The organism is Nonomuraea sp. CX421, assembly GCF_059358955.1.
In genome coordinates this window covers 40285-56085 of the sequence record NZ_JCADBK010000034.1, presented here as the reverse complement: position 1 = coordinate 56085, position 15801 = coordinate 40285, and the positions used below count along the sequence as shown (strand labels likewise).

The window sequence follows — 15801 nt, the reverse complement described above, 5'->3', positions numbered from 1 at the left end:
AGGTGGGCTTCGACCGGGGTGATACCGACACAGGTCGGCCGCCGAGCGGTCTATCAATGCGTTCAAGCCATCAAACGCGACAAACACCGATCTTATTGCAGAAAACGACCAGCCAGCTCAGGCTCGGGGTGGCCGGCGCGGTCAGAGGTGCTCGCGCAGGAAGCCGGCGGTCGCCTCGACCGCCTGGGTGACGTACGGCTCGGCGTCGTAGAGGTCGATGTGCCGCTTGGCGTCGATCCAGACGATCCGCTTCGGCTCGTCCAGCCGCCGGTAGGCCTCCTCGGCGCCCTCCGGGGAGCAGAACCGGTCGATCACGCCGTGCACGATCAGCGCCGGTCTGGGTGACAGGAAGTCGGCGCCCATCATGTTGTCCACGGTGATCAGCTCGCGCAGGCTGGCGCGGGTGACCTCGTTCGCCCAGTGCGGTGCGGCGCCGCGTTCGGTGCCGTAGTAGGCGTACGGCTCGTCGCCCGGCATGGCGGCCTCTCCCTCCTCGGCCACGGCGGGGAGGTACTCGACCGGGCCGCCCTGGTCCTGGCGCTCCAGCACCTCGCCGAGGTCGGCCAGCGCGGCCTGGTAGTCCATGCCGGACCGCATCGTGTAGGGGTTGTTGTAGGCGCCGGCGATGCCGGCGAACACCTTCACCCGAGGCTCGAAAGCCGCGAACTTCAGGGCGTATCCGCCGCCCAGGCAGATCCCGACGACCCCGATCCGCTCCCCGTCGACCTCCGGCCGCGACCGCAGGAACGACACCGCGGCCCGCAGGTCGTGCAGCTTGCCCTGCGGATCCTCGTGCCGCCGCGGCTCGCCGCCCGATTGGCCCCAGTTGCGATGGTCGAAGGCCAGCGTGACGTAACCCTGCTCGGTCAGCCGCTCGGCGTACAGCCCGCAGACCTGGTCACGCACGCCCGTGAACGGCCCGGTGAAGACCAGCGCCGGGTGCGGCCCCGCGCCCTCGGGCAGGCGCAGGTCGCCGGCCAGCGTGACTCCGCCGGCCTCGAAGTCGATTCTCATGCCATCAGTCTGAGGGGCGCGGCGGCCGGGCGTGCCCCCGGCCGCCGTGCCCGTCAGGAGTCGAACCCCAGCCCCATCCGGTCGAGCGTGCGCAGCCAGAGGTTGCGCCGGCCCTGGTGCCGGTCGGCCTGCGCGATCGACCAGCGGGTGAACTGGATCACCCCGGACCGCACCGGCTCCGGCGGGAACGGGACCGGCTTCTCCTTCACCATGCGCAGCTCCGTGCGCTCCGTGCGCTCGCCCGCGAGCAGGTCGAGCATCACGTTGGCGCCGAACCGGGTGGCGCCCACACCCATGCCGGTGTAGCCGACCGCGTAGGCGAGGCGCCCGCCGTGCGCCTGGCCGTAGAAGGCGCTGAACCGGCTGCAGGTGTCGATCACACCGCCCCAGCGGTGCGTGAAACGCACCTCCGCCAGTTGCGGGAACGTGGTGGCGAAGTGCTCGGCCAGCTTGACGAAGGTCTCGTCGCGCTGGTCGTACTCGGGCTTGACCAGGCCGCCGTTGTAGTAGACGGCGTCGTAGCCGCCCCACAGCACGCGGTTGTCGTCGGTCAGCCGGTAGTAGTGGAACTGGTTGGCCGCGTCGCCGACGCCCTGCCGGTTGCGCCAGCCCACCTCGTCGAGCTGCCCCTGCGACAGCGGCTCCGTCATCAGGGCGTAGTCGTACACCGGCACCACGAAGTGCTTGAGCCGGCGCAGCAGCGGCGGGAACACGCCGGTGGCCAGGGCGACCCGGCGGCCGGTGGCCACGCCGTGCGGGGTGCGCAGGCTGATCGTCGTGCCGTCGTCGGTCATCGAGCGGACCGGGCTGCGCTCGTAGACCCGGACGCCGAGCCGCAGGCACACCTCGCGCAGCCCCCACGCCAGGCGGGCCGGGTCGACCATGGCGCAGCCGTCGCGATCCCAGAACCCGCCGAGGTAGGTCGGCGAGTCGATCTCGGCCCGGATCTGGTCGCGGTCCAGCGGCACGTGGCCGAGGCCCAGCTCAGAGGCGACGTCGAGGTGCTCGCGCTGCGCCTCCAGCTGCCAGGGCTCGGTGGCGACGTTGAGCTCGCCGGTGCGCTCGAACGAGCAGTCGACGCCGTAGCGCTGGAGGGTCCGCTCGATCTCGTCGAGGTTCTCGACGCCCATGCGTTCGAGCCGGTCGATCTCGTCCGGCCAGCGCTCCAGCCCGTTCGGCAGGCCGTGCGTGAGGGTCGCCATGCAGAACCCGCCGTTGCGGCCGGAGGCCGCCCAGCCGATGCGGCGTCCTTCGAGCAGGACGACGTCCTGCGAGGGGTCACGTTCCTTGGCCATCAGGGCGGTCCACAGCCCCGAGAAGCCTCCGCCGACGACGACCAGGTCGGCGTCGGCGTCGCCGTCGAGCCGCGGTCGCGGCTCGGGCCTGGCCGGACTGTCCAGCCAGTACGGCTTGCGCTCCGCGTCAGCAAGAGCCTTCAGCGGATCCACAAATCCCACTTCCCTACGAAATATATGATCTTAAAATTGCGGGATCTTCTCAGAATGGTGATCACGCGCGGGTTCCCCCCGCCGAGCTCCGATCTCGCCTCCCTGTTCTTTGCCGGAGAATCCGTCCGTGCCGGAAAGCTGTTGCCGTGCCGGAGAACGCCGATCCCCCCGCCATCGCGAGGGGATCACGACGCATGGTCTCAGGTGCGGCGGCGCGCCGCGACCGCGTTGCCGATCGCGATGAGCACGCCCAAGCCGAAGATCAGCGTGCCCATGACGTTGACCTGTGGCGGGATGCCCGTCTTCACCGACCCGACGATCCACAGCGGGAAGGTGAGGGTCGAGCCGTTGACGAAGCTGGTGACCACGTAGTCGTCGATCGACAGCGCGAACGCCAGCATCGCGCCGGCGAGCACGCCGGGCAGGATGGCCGGCAGCGTGACCTGCCTGAACGTCCCCCACGTGGTCGCCCCGAGGTCCCTGGCCGCCTCCTCCATCGACGGGTCGAGCGTGACGACCCGCGCCCGCACGGTGACCGTGACGAAGGAGAGCGAGAACAGCACGTGCGCGATCGTGATGGTGATGGCGTCACGCGGCAGGTTGGCCGAGACGAACAGCGACAACAGCGACGCGCCCATGACCAGTTCGGGCGTGGAGATGGCGGCGAAGACCAGGAAGTTGGTCGCCCCCTGCCCCCGGAAGCGGTGCCTGCCGAGCGCCAGCCCCAGCATGGTGCCGATCACGACGGTGATGACGGTGCTGATCAGCGCGATGTAGATCGAGTTGCGCAGCGCCGTGGTGAGGTCGGAGATCTCGAAGAGCTGCTGGTACCACTTGAGGGTGAACCCGTGCCAGCTGGTGTTGGACTTGCTCGGCGTGTCGTTGAAGCCGAACATGATCATGACCGCGATCGGCGACGACAGCCAGAGGATCACCAGCCAGGTGTAGACGTGCAGCAGCCGGTCGCCGATCCTGCCGCCCCTGCTCCTCATCGGGCCGCCGCCTCAAGGACGTTCTCGGTGCCGAGTGCCTTGGCGTAGACGAAGATGCCCACCAGCAGCATGGCCATGAGAGTGAACGACAGCGCCGAGGCCGTCGGGTAGTCGAGGTTGGTCAGGTACTCGGTCTGGATGATGTTGCCGATCATGGTGTTGCCCGTGCCGCCGAGCACCTGGGCGTTGACCGGGTCGGCCGTGGCGGGCACGAACGTCATCAGCACTCCGGCGAACACCCCCGGCAACGACAGCGGGAGCACCACCCGGCGGAAGGCCGCCGCCCGTGAGGCGTACAGGTCCTGGGCCGCCTCCACGGTCCGCGGATCGACCCGCTCCAGCGAGACGTAGATCGGCAGGATCATGAACGGCAGCCAGTTGTAGGTCAGCCCGGCGACCACGGCGAACGTGGTGGCCAGCACGTGGAAGCCGGCGGGCAGCAATCCCCAGCTCTTCAGCGTGCCGAGCAGGATCCCGTCGTCGGACAGCAGGAAGCCCCACGAGATGGTCCGCAGCACGAACGACACGAAGAACGGCAGCAGCAGCAGGAACAGGTAGACCGACTTGCGGCGGCCACCCTTGAAGGCGATCCAGTAGGCCACCGGATAGCCGATCAGCAGCATCGCCACCGTCGCGAGCGCGCCGTACCCGAGCGAGCGGAAGAGCTGCGGACTGTACGTGCTCAGCGCGTCGGCGTAGTTGGAGAAACTGAACGTCATCGCGAAGCCGTCGATGGCGTTGCCGGTCTGCAGCGACACCGAGGCCATCGCGGCCAGCGGCACCACCAGGAAGATCGACAGCCACATCCAGCTCGGCAGTGCCAGGAGGTAGGGGGTCAGGCGCCGCATCGGCTAGGCCTGCGTGATCGACTGGAAGATCGGGTTGAAGACCTGCTCCTGCGCCGTGGTGAGCGTGGTGTAGCTGCGCAGCTTGGCGTAGTCGGCCTCGGTCGGGAACACCAGGGGGCTGGCGGCCAGGGCCTCCAGATCCTTCTTGTCCTTGCCCTCGGCCGTCGCGGCCTTCTCCTTGAGCAGGTCCTGCACCGCCGGGACCGGAGAGACGAACTGGACGTACTCATCGAGTTCGGCGGCGACGGCCGGCTGGTAGAGGTAGTCCATGAGGATGAGCGCGTCGACGGGGTTGGCGGCGCCCTTGGGGATGAGCATGTTGTCGGTCCAGATCGTGCCCCCCTCCTGGGGCACCACGAACTTGACCGGCTCCCCGGCGAGCTGGCGCTGGAAGACGTCGCCCGACCAGGCCATGGTCAGCCAGACGTCGCCCTTGGAAACGGCATCAATGTACGATTGATCGTAATATTTCCGCACGATTCCGTTGTCACGCTGGGCCTTGAGCTTCTCCCCGGCCTTCCGCCAGTCGGCCTCGGTGGACTTCTCCGGGTCGATGCCGAGGGCGAACATCCCGAAGTTGGCGATCTCCTGGGCATCGGCCATCATGCCGACCCGGCCCTTGTACTTCGGATCGAAGAGGGCCTCGATGCTGGTGATGTCGTCCTTGACGTACTTGGTGTTGTACGCGATGCCGGTTATGCCGGACATGTAGGGAAGCGTGTAGGTGTTGCCCGGGTCGTACGACCGCTCCTTGTACTTGGCGCCCGCGTGGGCCGCGAAGTTGGGCAGCTGCGAGTGGTCGAGCGCCGTGGCGTAGCCCAGCTCGAACATGTGCTGGAGCTGGACGCCGTTGGTCATCACGACGATGTCGTAGCCCAGCGGCTGCCCCGCCCGGAGCACCGGGTCGGCCTTGCCGAAGAACTCCGCGTTCTCGTTGATGACCTCCTTGTACTCGTAGGAGATCCCGGTGGCCTTGGCGAAGGCCTCCAGCGGAGCCTTGTCCCCGGGCATGTACTCCGGCCAGTTGGCGAAAACCACCTTGCCGTGCTTGGTCTGCTTCGACCAGAAGTCCTTGACCGCGTCGGCCTTGGGCGGCGCCGCCTTCTGGCCCTGGACGCCACAGGCGGCCAGGGCGAGGGCCGCGGCCGACAGGCCGGCGATCCGGAACGCCTCACGACGAGTACGGGGCTGGGTGACGCCCCTGAGCAGGGCGGGGTTGTGCAGAGGGTCCATGAGGTGCTGTCAACTTCCTATCGCGTATGAGTGCCGCGCCTGCCACGACAGCCAGACGGAGTCGCCTCGCTCCGCGGTGGTCGTCGAGTCGTGCGCGTTCTGCTGGAACACCGTGACCTCGGCCCCGTCGGCGAGACTCACGGCGTAGCTGTTGTAGGTCCCCAGGTAGACCACCTCGGCCACGGTCCCCGGCACGGCGCTCACGTCGCCGCCGGGCTTGTCGGTGGAGATGGTGATCTTCTCCGGCCGTACGGTCACCGTGACCGGGCCGTCCCGGTCCGGCACCAGGACCTTGCCCCCGCCGAGCTCCAGCGTGCCGCCGGACGCGGTGCCGGCCAGCAGGTTGGAGGTGCCGATGAAACCCGCGACGAACGCCGTGGCCGGGCGCTCGTAGATCTCGCGGGGTCCGGCGAGCTGCTCGACCAGACCGTCGTTCATGACGGCGATCCGGTCGCTCATCGTCAGCGCCTCGCTCTGGTCGTGCGTGACGTACACGAAGGTGATGCCGACCTCGCGCTGGATCCGCTTCAGCTCGATCTGCATCGCCTGGCGGAGCTTGAGGTCGAGCGCGCCGAGCGGCTCGTCGAGCAGGAGCGCCCGCGGCCGGTTGACCAGGGCGCGGGCCAGCGCGACCCGCTGCTGCTGGCCGCCGGACATCTCGCGGGGCCGGCGCTTCTCCCGGCCGGCCAGGTCGACGATCTCCAGCATCTCGCCGACCCGCTGCTTGATCTCGGCCTGCGGCGTCTTGCGCTGCTTGAGGCCGAACGCCACGTTGTCCCAGACGCTCATGTGCGGGAACAGCGCATAGGACTGGAAGACCATGTTGACGTCGCGCTTGTTCGGCGGCACGTTCGTGACGTCCTGGCCGTGCAGCCTCACCACGCCCTTCGAGGGCTCCTCGAAGCCCGCGATCATCCGCATGGTCGTGGTCTTGCCGCACCCGGACGGGCCGAGGAGGGAGAAGAACTCCCCCTCGGCGATGTCCAGTGTGATGCCCTTCACCGCCTGGACGACCTCACCGTGCGAGAGGTACTCCTTGACGACGCCCTCGAGCGCGATCGCATTCAGTTCGGTCATTTCCAGGAACTGTCCTTCGCGAGTTATTCGCCGATGTAGTGCATGACGTGCTTGACCCGGGTGTAGTCATGCAGACCGAACACCGAGAGGTCCTTGCCGTAGCCCGAGTGCTTGAATCCGCCGTGCGGCATCTCCGAGACGAACGGGATGTGCGTGTTGACCCAGACCACGCCGAAGTCGAGCCGGTTGGACATCCGCATGGCCCGGCCGTGGTCGGCGGTCCAGACCGAGCCGCTCAGGCCGTACTTGACGTCGTTGGCCTTGGCCAGCGCGTCAGCCTCGTCGGTGAACGTCTGGACGGTGATGACGGGGCCGAAGACCTCGTTCTGCACCATCTCGTCGTCCTGCCTGAGGCCGTCGACGACGGTGGGGGCGAAGAAGTAGCCCTTGTCGCCGACCCGGTGACCGCCGGTGAGCACCTTGGCGTGCGCCGGGGCCCGGTCGATGAAGCCCTGGACCCTGGTCAGCTGGTGCTCGTTGTTGAGCGGGCCGTACAGGGCGTCCTCGTTGGACAGGTCGCCGGTGACGGTGCCGGCGGCGGCCTCGGTGAGCGCGGCGACGAACTCGTCGTGGACGCTCTCCTGCACCAGCACGCGGCAGGCGGCGGTGCAGTCCTGGCCGGCGTTGTAGAGACCGGCCGTGGCGATGTCCGCCGCGGCCTTGCCCAGGTCCTTGACGTCCTCGAAGACCACGACGGGCGCCTTGCCGCCGAGCTCCAGGTGGACCCGCTTGAGGTCGTCGGCGGCGCTCTTGGCGACCGACATGCCCGCGCCGACCGAGCCGGTGATCGCCACCATCGCGGCCGTCGGGTGGCTCACGACCAGCGCGCCGGTCTCGCGGTCGCCGGTGACGACGTTGAAGACGCCCGCCGGCAGCACGCTGCCGACGATCTCGGCCAGCTTGAGCGTGGAGGCCGGGGTGGTGTCGGACGGCTTGAGCACGATCGTGTTGCCCGCGGCCAGGGCCGGGGCGATCTTCCAGACCGCCATCATCATCGGGTAGTTCCACGGCGTGACCTGGCCGATCACGCCGACCGGCTCGTGCCGGATGACGCTGGTGTGCTCGGCGAGGAACTCACCGGCCGTCGGTCCCTCCAACGTGCGCGCGGCGCCGGCGAAGAAGCGGAAGTGGTCGGCGGCGACGGGGGTCTCGTCCTCGGCCATCCGGGCGCGCGGCTTGCCGGTGTTGAGGCACTCGGCCTCGTTGATCTCGTCGGCCCGCGCGTCGATCGCGTCGGCGACCTTGAGCAGCAGGCCGGCTCGCTCACCCGGGGTGGTCCGTCCCCATGACTCGAACGCGGCGGCCGCGGCGGCGTAGGCGGCGTCGATGTCCTCGGCGCCCGAGATCGGGGCCTGGAGGTAGGCCTCGCCGGTGCAGGGATCGACGATGTCGGAGTATCGGCCGCTCTTGGCGTCCACGAACCCACCGTTGACGAAGTTCTGCAGACGGGTGGTCATGCGCCCTCCTTCATCGGTCGCATGACCGAGGTGCTGTATCTATCGATGACCTCGGCAAGCTCGGTCATGGATGACCTCCTCGTGAGGTGGCTGAGTTGTGGCGACTCTGACAGAGTGTTTGCATCTAGACAAGGGATTTCGTGGTGAATATACCAAATTGCTACGAAATCGCTTGACAGACTGTTGAGAGCTGACAGCATGTCGCACCAGGACGGCAATGCAGCGGGAACTTTCCCGTAATGCGGGACCGCTAGGAGGAGCCACGATGTCGACGCCGCCGCGCGTACGCCGAAACAGCGATGCGGTCCCCGGACCGGCGTTCGTGCTCGACGAGCTGTCCAAGGCGATCATCGAGCAACTCCAGATCGACGGGCGCATGCCGTACGCGGCGATCGGCAAGGCCGTCGGCCTCTCCGAAGCGGCGGTCCGGCAGCGGGTCCAGCGGTTACAGGACGCCGGCGTCATGCAGATCGTCGCCGTCACCGACCCGCTCACCCTCGGCTTCCCCCGCCAGGCGATGATCGGCGTCACCTGCGAGGGCAACCTGGAGACGGTGGCCGACGAGCTGGCCGCCATCGACGAGATCGACTACGTCGTGCTCACGGCCGGCTCCTTCGACCTGATCGTCGAGGTGGTCTGCGAGGGTGACCGGCATCTGCTGGAGATCCTCAGCAAGATCCGCGACATTCCCGCCGTACGGGCGACCGAGTCGTTCGTCTACCTGAAGCTGCGCAAGCAGACCTATTCCTGGGGCACCCGCTGAGCCTGGCCCGTCACCCGGGCCACCGCGCGCACGGGCGCGCCGTCGGCGCCGCCGAGCCTGATCGGCAGCATCGACACCTCCACCGACAGGCCGTCCGCCCGCGCGCGGAGCAGCCGGTCGAGGCCGGTCAGGTTCTCGGCGATGACGGCGTGGGCGCCGCACAGCACGCGGTGCGCCGGAAAGTCCGCCGCCGGCGTGGGATCGACGCTCAGCGCGTCGATCCCCACGGTCCGCACGCCCCTCTCCACCAGCAGCGCGGCCGCCTCCTCGGTCAGGTACGGGTGCGCCAGATAGACGTCGGTGCCCCAGTGCGCCGACCAGCCGGTGGCCACCAGCACGATCGAAGCGGCCCGCCACTCCCCGGCCGCCTCTCCGGACACTTCTCCGGCCGCCTCTCCGGACGTCTCCCCGAACGCCTCCGCGAACACCGCCGGCCCGATGGCCGCCCGCGGCTCCAGCCCGCGGGCGTCCACCACCACGGCCGGGCCCACGAACCGCTCCAGCGGGAGCTCGTCGAGCGTGGGCAGCGCGTCGTCGATGTGGAACGGCGCGTCGACGTGCGTGCCCGACTGTGAGCCCAGGTGCAGGCCCAGCACGTTGACGCCGTCCCGCGCGACGGTGAGCGCGGGCCCGATCGCGACCTCGGGATCCCCGGGGTAGACGGGCATCCCGGTCACGATCGGCACCGACAGATCGATGAGTTCCATGCCCGGCATCGTCACACGACGGACTCGGGGACCACACTGACGATCGGCGGCACGGGCGTGTCCGCCGAGCGCACCAGGCGCGGCCCGGCCGGGCCGTACACCTCGCGCGGCTCGGGGAACAACGCGAGCAGCGTCAGGTAGAGCACCGCGGCCACGCCCAGGCCGACGGGCAGCGAGATGTCCACGCCGCCGGCCAGGTCGCCCAGCGGGCCGACGAACTGGCCCGGCAGGTTGACGAACATCAGCGCCAGACCGGCCGAGGTCATCCAGGCGGTCAGGCCGCGCCAGTTCCAGCCGTGCGTGAACCAGTAGCGCCCGCCCCGCTGGCGGCGGTTGAACACCTGCAGCGCGTCGGGGTCGTACCAGCCCCTGCGGGTCACGTAGCCGAGCATCATGATCACCATCCAGGGGGCGGTGCAGGTGATGATCAGCGTCGCGAACGTCGAGATGCTCTGTGTGAGGTTGGCGGCGAAGCGGCCGACGAAGATGAACACGATCGACAGCGTGCCGACGAACACCGTGGCCCGCACCCGGGTGAAGCTCGCGAAGACACTGGAGAAGTCGAGGCCGGTGCCGTACAGGGAGGTGGTGCCGGTGGACATGCCGCCGATCAGCGCGATCAGGCAGACGGGCACGAAATACCAGGTCGGAGCGATGGCCAGCAGGCCGCCGACGTAGTTGGGGGCGGCCGGGTCCATGTGCTCGGCGGACTTGGCGGCGATGATCGAGGCGGTGGACAGGCCGAAGAGGAACGGCAGGAAGGTGGCGATCTGCGACAGGAACGCCGCCGCCATCACCTTCTTGCGCGGCGTCGAGGCGGGGATGTACCTCGACCAGTCGCCCAGGAAGGCGCCGAACGACACCGGGTTGGACAGCACGATCAGCGCCGCCCCGATGAACGACGGCCAGAACAGCGGGTCTCCGTCGGCCAGCATGCCCGGGTAGGACGGGTCGAAGTCGCCCGCGAACGCGAACACGCCCAGCACGAACATCAGCGACGCCGCCGCCACCGCGATCTTGTTGACGAACAGCATGAACCGGAACCCGTACACGCAGACGATGAGGACGAGCCCGGCGAACAGCGCGTAGGCGACGCCGTACGAGAAGTCGGTGTCCGGCAGGCCGACGATCCGGTGCGCCCCACCGACGAGCGCGTCACCGGAGGACCACACGGAGATGGAGAAGAACGCGATCGCGGTCAGCAGCGACAGGAACGAGCCGACGACCCTGCCGTGCACCCCGAGGTGCGCGGAGGAGGAGACGGCGTTGTTGGTGCCGTTGAGCGGCCCGAACAGCGCGAGCGGGGCCAGGATGAGCGAGCCGACGACGAGCCCGAGCACGGTCGCGGCCAGGCCCTGCCAGAACGACAGCCCGAACAGGATGGGGAAGGCGCCGAGAACACAGGTGGCGAAGGTGTTGGCGCCGCCGAAGGCAACTCTGAACAGGTCGAACGGCCTGGCGGTGCGGTCCGCGTCGGGGATGCGGTCGACGCCGTAGGTCTCGATCTCGGTGATGCCGGTGCTCATGGCTTCTCCCCCAGGGCCAGCAGGCTGACGAGGTCGTAGGTGACGTGGGAGGCGGCGACCGCGGTGATCTCGGCGTGGTCGGCTTCGTCCTGCCCGTGCCCGCCCCCGGAGGTCCGGCGGGCTTCCTGGTGGCGTTCGAAGGCGAAGGCGCCCGCCCCGCCGGGCTGGCGGTGGTCCAGCACATCGCCACCGTGGCCGCCCTGCAGGTCGCCATGGCCCGCAACGAGCGCGAGACCCTGCGCCGCGAGGGCGCGGAGACGCTGGCCGAGCTGCTCCAGGACGTGCTCGCCCCGTCGACGGCCCGGCGCCGCCTGGCCCGGCTGGGCCTGCCCCTCGACGGCGACGCCGTGCTGGTGGTGGTGCGCGACGCCGAGGACGCCGCCCTGCGGCGCGGGCTGGACGAGAGTCCGCACCTGATGCTGCGGCGCGGCGATGACCACTATGTCCTCGGCCCGCCCGGGATCGGCGTCGCCGTCACCGCTCTGCCGGGCGTCCACGCCGGGATGAGCCGGCCCTTCCCCCGGGCGAGCCGACCCTGGTCGCCCAGCGCGAGGCCGCCCGGGCCGCCGAGTCAGGCCGGCCCCTGGTCCGCTACGGCGACGACACCACGGGCAGGTGGCTGCCCGACGACCCCGCGACGCTCACCGCCCTGGTCGAGCACGTCCTCGGCGAGGTGCTGGCCTACGACGAGGCCCACGACTCCCAGCTGCTCAGCTCGGCGCGCACCTGGATGGAACGGAACCGCCGCACCGACGAGGCCGCCGCCGCGCTCCACGTCCACCCCAACACGCTGGCCTACCGGCTGCGCCGCTTCAGCATCCTGACGGGCCGCGACCTGACCTCCAGCGCCGCCTTCGCCGAGGTCTGGCTGGCCATCCAGGCCGCCCGCCAACTCGGCCTGCACGACCAGTGACCACGGGTCCTCACGCTCGGTCCGAGAGCTGGACGGTGGCGATCTCCCAGGGGCGCAGGGGCAGGCGGAGGACGCCGCCCGTGACCGGGATCGGGTCGCCGGGGCGGCCGCGGAGGTCGGCGTGGCGGGCCTGGGCGAAGGCGCCCTCGACGACCGCCTCGGTGCCGGAGTCGGTCAGGGCCACGACCCGGAGCTCCTGCCACCCGTCGCGGTTCCGGAGCGACGTCATGACGACTCCGTCGCCCGTCACCGACAGGCCCGCCGCCGCCGGGGGCAGGCCGAGTGACGGCGCGCCCATGCCGGGGACCGGCAGCAGGTCGTGCCGGAAGGTCTCCGCCGCCGACGGCACGGCCTCCCAGCTCCCGTCGTACGGCATGAGCGCCAGGGTGACCGAGCGCCGGCCCCGCGACTGCGCGGCCGGGGTCGGCAGCTGGGGGCCGGCCGGTTCGGGACGCAGGGCGTGGCGGTTGCGCGACAGGTAGCCGACCGAGCGCAGCAGGGTGAGAGCCAGCTCGCCGCCCTCGTCCACCAGCTCGTACTCGGTGACGTGCTCCAGCAGGGCGGCCACTCCCCCGGCGGCCACCCACGAGGAGGCCGGGAAGGTGGGCAGCGGCTCCTCGCCGCACCCGCCCTCGGCGGTCAGGCCGCGGGTGACGACGGCGAACTGTCCCTCGGCGTGCGAGGCGGTCGCCGGGGAGGGCAACGGCACGTGCAGCCGGACCCGGTGGTCGGCGCAGCGGTTGTCGAACTCGACGCGCAGCCGCACGTACGGCTCGCCCGCCCGCAGCTCGATCCGGGTGTCGACGACGGTCCGCTCGGTCTCCTCGGTCCGCGAGGGGGCGGGGATCTCGGGGGTGCCCTCGATCCCGGCGCCGGCGGCCGGCCAGTGGTAGACCCGCCGGACGTCGAGCGCGGCCAGCAGCGGGCCGGAGCAGACCGTGGTGACCTCGACCGACTCGGGGTCCGAGACGATCAGGTCCTCGGCCGGGGGCGCGTGGTTGTAGCTGTCGCCGACGTCGCCGCCGTCGACGATCCGGCCGGCGCCGGTGAGGGTCACGCCGCCGGGTCCGGTCAGCGCGAGGGTGCCGTCGGCGGCCACCTCGACCCGGAGCAGCCCGTTGTCGAGCACCCGTCCCTCGGCGCGGACCCCGGCCATGGTCGCCGCCGTGCCGGAGGCGCCCTGTCCGTGCACCGTCTCGTACGGCGCCGGGCGGACGCTCGTGTGGCCGAGGGGAGGCACCTCGACCAGGGCCGCCACCGTGCGGCGCGGCTCGGCGAGGATGCGCACGCGGGTCACCCCGTCGAGCGCGCCCCGGAGCTGGGCCACGTTGAACGGGACGGACGACTCGCGCGCGACCGTGAAGGTCAGCACTCCGTCGTCGACCGCCCAGCCGGTGATGTGCCGGCCGTACAGTTCGGTGCCGTGGACGAAGGTGAGCGCCGTCGCCGGGTCCATCTCCTCGTCCAGCAGCAGGGTCGGCGCGTACTCCAGCGGCTGGACGGGCACGGCCGCGCCCGACGGGTCCACCAGCGGGTCGTCGCCCGCCACGTCCACGCACACGACCCCGCGCCGGGTGGCGGGCGTGGGGTTGACGATCAGCACGCCGTCCGACGGCACGGCGGCGGCCAGCCTGGCGGTCACCATGTCGCGCACGGCCTGTCCGAGGTGTTCGGCCTCGGCGATGCGGGCGGCCACCTGCTGGGCGGTCTCGTCCACGCCGCAGCCGGTGACGGAGTCGTGGCCGCTGGCGTCGACCAGGCGCCACCAGGCCATGTCGAGGAAGCGTCCCGGCCAGTCACCGCCCCAGAGGGTGGCCAGCGGCTCGGCGTAGCGCTCGACCATCCGCTCGGCCCGGCCCATGGCCTGCTTGACGTGGGCGCGCACGGAGATGACGCCGGGCAGGATGTTGGCCCGGGCGTGGGAGCGCAGCTCGCCCGTCACCCGCGGCAGCCCGTCCACGTCGTCCGAATATGAGCCGATATATCCGGCCAAGGTGTCCATCCGGGCGCCCATCGCGGCCACCATGGCGGGCAGTCCGCGCACCGGCGCCGAGTGGTCGGTGCCGTACATCGCCAGCAGCGGCCCGTCCGGGCCGTGCCATTCGCGCATCCGGTGGGTGAACTCGGCGGCTCGCTCGGCCACGTGCGCGGGGTCCTCGAACAGGTGGGCCCCGTTGCCGTAGCCGCCGAGCGGCAGATAGCGCGCCCGCAGGGCCGTGCCGTCGGGCGCGACCCAGGCGAAGACGTCGGTCACCACGGACGACGGCACTCCCCGGTAGACGCAGGCGTGCAGCAGCCCGGCCCGCCGCAGGATCTGCGGCATCTGCGCCGTGTGGCCGAACATATCCGGCAGGTAGCCCACCGGCATGGCCCCGCCGAGCTTGTCGGCCCGGTCCATGCCGAGCTCCAGGTTGCGCACGATGTTCTCGCCGGAGCAGAGGAACTCGTCGAGCAGGATCTGCCACGGTCCGACGGCGAGCCGCCCCGACTCGACCAGCGCGGCGACGCGGTCGCGGTGCTCCGGCCGCACCTCCAGATAGTCGTCGACGCAGGCGAGCTGCCCGTCGAGGGTGAAGTGGTAGTCGGGCTCGTGCTCCATCGTGTCGAGCACCTCGTCCATCAGCGCGACCAGCCGCAGCCGGAAGCGCTGGAACGGCTCGTACCACTCACGGTCCCAGTGGGTGTGCGGGACGACGACGATCTCAGCGGCGCGCTCCGTGCTCACGCTGCCTCCCCTCCGATCGGCAGACCATGGTGTACGGCGTAGCGGGCCGCGACGCGCTGGGCCGTGACGATGTCCTCCAGCCCGCCGGCCGCGCCGGTGAGCGGCGGCTTGCCGTCGTTGACGTACGCGTGGAAGGCGGCCAGCTGCACCTCGAACGCCTCGGTGACGTCGCGCCACTCGGTACGGCTCTCACCCCCGGACACCATGGTCAGCGTGGTGGGCGCGTTCATCAGGTAGGGCGTGGGGAAGACGAGCTCCAGCGAGCCGCGGTCGTGGTGGACGGTCACGGTCTCGCGGTAGGCGGGGTAGTCCTCCAGGTAGTGCCACCGGATCGCGAACCTGCCGGCCACGGGCAGCGGGCCGGAGATCTCGATGGAGCCGGGCGCCGGGCCCCACGTCTCGACGTGGGAGATCTCCTCCGGTGACCCGGTGAATCGCCGCAGGAGCGACAGGTCGTGGCAGATGGAGCCGAGCGCCACCCCGTACAGGGCGCGCACGGAGTCCGGGGCCTGCTCGCCGAGAGCCCGCGACACCAGGTCGTCCTCGGCGGCGCGCAACGAGGCCAGCAGCTCGGGATCCACGTCGCGGGCCCGGGTCAGGTTGGCGAACGCCAGTTGCGACTCGCCGCTCGGGTGCAGCACGCTCACCTCGACCGACCTGATCACGGCCGCGCCGCCCAGCTCGGCCAGCAGCTCCTCGGCCCGGCGGACGGCCGGGTCGTACTGCTTCATGTAGCCGACCATCAGCCGCCCCTCGGGCAGCGCCGCCACCTCGGCCCGGGTCAGCGCCAGCGGCTTCTCGCACAGCACGGCGTAGCCGGCGGTCAGCGCCTGCCGCACCGCCTCACCGTGCGAGCCGGACGCGAGCATGACCACCGCCTCGAACCCGCCGTCGGCCAGCATCCGGTCGAGAGCGGTGTAGCGGCCGGGAGCGCCCAGGCGGTCTCCGACGGCGCCGGCGAGCGTCGCCGACAGGTCGCAGACGGCCGTCACCTCGAACAGGTCGCGTCGCCTCGACAGCAGGGGCACGTAGACCGCCTGCGTGACGGCGCCGCATCCGACCAGCGCGATCTTCACAGCCCGCTCCTCCAGCGTGGTG

General features: G+C 70.5%; 14 protein-coding genes. 2 read left to right on the top strand and 12 right to left on the bottom strand.

All coding sequences use genetic code 11. The annotated features are described in order from the left end of the window. Nucleotides 1–141 precede the first annotated feature (141 nt). The 7 genes from AC5L3X_RS36235 to AC5L3X_RS36205 form a co-directional block, all read right to left on the bottom strand. On the bottom strand, nt 142–1014 hold the full coding sequence (locus AC5L3X_RS36235) for an alpha/beta hydrolase (protein WP_494863098.1): 873 nt from the start codon (nt 1012–1014) through the stop codon (nt 142–144). Between the two features lie 53 nt (nt 1015–1067). Further along, nucleotides 1068–2462 (bottom strand): NAD(P)/FAD-dependent oxidoreductase, encoded by a 1395-nt coding sequence (locus AC5L3X_RS36230; RefSeq protein WP_494863127.1) that lies wholly within the window; start codon nt 2460–2462, stop codon nt 1068–1070. A gap of 200 nt (nt 2463–2662) precedes the next feature. Continuing rightward, entirely contained in the window at nt 2663–3454 is a 792-nt protein-coding gene (locus AC5L3X_RS36225) for an ABC transporter permease (RefSeq protein ID WP_494863097.1), read from the bottom strand. After that, on the bottom strand, nt 3451–4302 hold the full coding sequence (locus AC5L3X_RS36220; RefSeq protein ID WP_189125091.1) for an ABC transporter permease: 852 nt from the start codon (nt 4300–4302) through the stop codon (nt 3451–3453). The genes AC5L3X_RS36225 and AC5L3X_RS36220 overlap by 4 nt, the downstream gene beginning before the upstream one ends. Before the next feature lie 3 nt (nt 4303–4305). Further along, the gene (locus tag AC5L3X_RS36215) at nt 4306–5535 is read right to left on the bottom strand and encodes a polyamine ABC transporter substrate-binding protein (protein WP_494863096.1); all 1230 of its coding nucleotides are present in this window, start codon (nt 5533–5535) and stop codon (nt 4306–4308) included. 9 nt (nt 5536–5544) lie between these two features. Then, nucleotides 5545–6612, bottom strand: a complete 1068-nt coding sequence (locus AC5L3X_RS36210) for an ABC transporter ATP-binding protein (protein WP_189125093.1) — start codon at nt 6610–6612, stop codon at nt 5545–5547. 23 nt (nt 6613–6635) lie between these two features. Continuing rightward, nucleotides 6636–8069, bottom strand: coding sequence for a gamma-aminobutyraldehyde dehydrogenase (locus tag AC5L3X_RS36205; protein WP_189125094.1), 1434 nt, complete (start codon nt 8067–8069; stop codon nt 6636–6638). Between the two features lie 265 nt (nt 8070–8334). Here AC5L3X_RS36205 and AC5L3X_RS36200 point away from each other — a divergent pair, with 265 nt between their 5' ends. Then, the gene (locus AC5L3X_RS36200; RefSeq protein WP_494863093.1) at nt 8335–8832 is read left to right on the top strand and encodes an Lrp/AsnC family transcriptional regulator; all 498 of its coding nucleotides are present in this window, start codon (nt 8335–8337) and stop codon (nt 8830–8832) included. Here AC5L3X_RS36200 and AC5L3X_RS36195 read toward each other — a convergent pair. The 3 genes from AC5L3X_RS36195 to AC5L3X_RS36185 are packed head-to-tail and all read right to left on the bottom strand — an operon-like array spanning nt 8811 to nt 11562. Then, a complete protein-coding gene (locus tag AC5L3X_RS36195) occupies nt 8811–9539 on the bottom strand; it encodes a cyclase family protein (RefSeq protein ID WP_494863091.1) in 729 nt (242 codons plus the stop codon). The two genes, AC5L3X_RS36200 and AC5L3X_RS36195, sit on opposite strands and share 22 nt — an antisense overlap. 11 nt (nt 9540–9550) lie before the next feature. Then, a complete protein-coding gene (locus tag AC5L3X_RS36190; RefSeq protein ID WP_494863089.1) occupies nt 9551–11065 on the bottom strand; it encodes a purine-cytosine permease family protein in 1515 nt (504 codons plus the stop codon). Continuing rightward, nucleotides 11062–11562: a hypothetical protein gene (locus AC5L3X_RS36185; protein ID WP_494863087.1), complete on the bottom strand. Its 501-nt coding sequence runs from the start codon at nt 11560–11562 to the stop codon at nt 11062–11064. Before AC5L3X_RS36185 ends, AC5L3X_RS36190 begins: the two co-directional genes overlap by 4 nt. A gap of 176 nt (nt 11563–11738) precedes the next feature. Here AC5L3X_RS36185 and AC5L3X_RS36180 point away from each other — a divergent pair, with 176 nt between their 5' ends. Beyond that, nucleotides 11739–11978: a helix-turn-helix domain-containing protein gene (locus AC5L3X_RS36180; protein ID WP_494863085.1), complete on the top strand. Its 240-nt coding sequence runs from the start codon at nt 11739–11741 to the stop codon at nt 11976–11978. 10 nt (nt 11979–11988) lie between these two features. Here AC5L3X_RS36180 and AC5L3X_RS36175 read toward each other — a convergent pair whose 3' ends face one another. Then, nucleotides 11989–14703, bottom strand: a complete 2715-nt coding sequence (locus tag AC5L3X_RS36175; protein WP_494863083.1) for a glycoside hydrolase family 38 N-terminal domain-containing protein — start codon at nt 14701–14703, stop codon at nt 11989–11991. Beyond that, nucleotides 14700–15779 carry a Gfo/Idh/MocA family protein gene (locus tag AC5L3X_RS36170; protein WP_494863081.1) on the bottom strand — a complete coding sequence of 360 codons (1080 nt, stop codon included), beginning with the start codon at nt 15777–15779 and terminating at the stop codon, nt 14700–14702. Before AC5L3X_RS36170 ends, AC5L3X_RS36175 begins: the two co-directional genes overlap by 4 nt. Nucleotides 15780–15801 lie beyond the last annotated feature (22 nt).

Excerpts from the sequence above, each read along its gene's own strand:
- AC5L3X_RS36235 (WP_494863098.1), bottom strand. The coding sequence starts at position 1,014 with ATGAGAATCGACTTCGAGGCCGGCGGAGTCACGCTGGCCGGCGACCTG.
- AC5L3X_RS36225 (WP_494863097.1), bottom strand. The coding sequence starts at position 3,454 with ATGAGGAGCAGGGGCGGCAGGATCGGCGACCGGCTGCTGCACGTCTAC.
- AC5L3X_RS36220 (WP_189125091.1), bottom strand. The coding sequence starts at position 4,302 with ATGCGGCGCCTGACCCCCTACCTCCTGGCACTGCCGAGCTGGATGTGG.
- AC5L3X_RS36215 (WP_494863096.1), bottom strand. The coding sequence starts at position 5,535 with ATGGACCCTCTGCACAACCCCGCCCTGCTCAGGGGCGTCACCCAGCCC.
- AC5L3X_RS36210 (WP_189125093.1), bottom strand. The coding sequence starts at position 6,612 with ATGACCGAACTGAATGCGATCGCGCTCGAGGGCGTCGTCAAGGAGTAC.
- AC5L3X_RS36205 (WP_189125094.1), bottom strand. The coding sequence starts at position 8,069 with ATGACCACCCGTCTGCAGAACTTCGTCAACGGTGGGTTCGTGGACGCC.
- AC5L3X_RS36200 (WP_494863093.1), top strand. The coding sequence starts at position 8,335 with ATGTCGACGCCGCCGCGCGTACGCCGAAACAGCGATGCGGTCCCCGGA.
- AC5L3X_RS36195 (WP_494863091.1), bottom strand. The coding sequence starts at position 9,539 with ATGGAACTCATCGATCTGTCGGTGCCGATCGTGACCGGGATGCCCGTC.
- AC5L3X_RS36190 (WP_494863089.1), bottom strand. The coding sequence starts at position 11,065 with ATGAGCACCGGCATCACCGAGATCGAGACCTACGGCGTCGACCGCATC.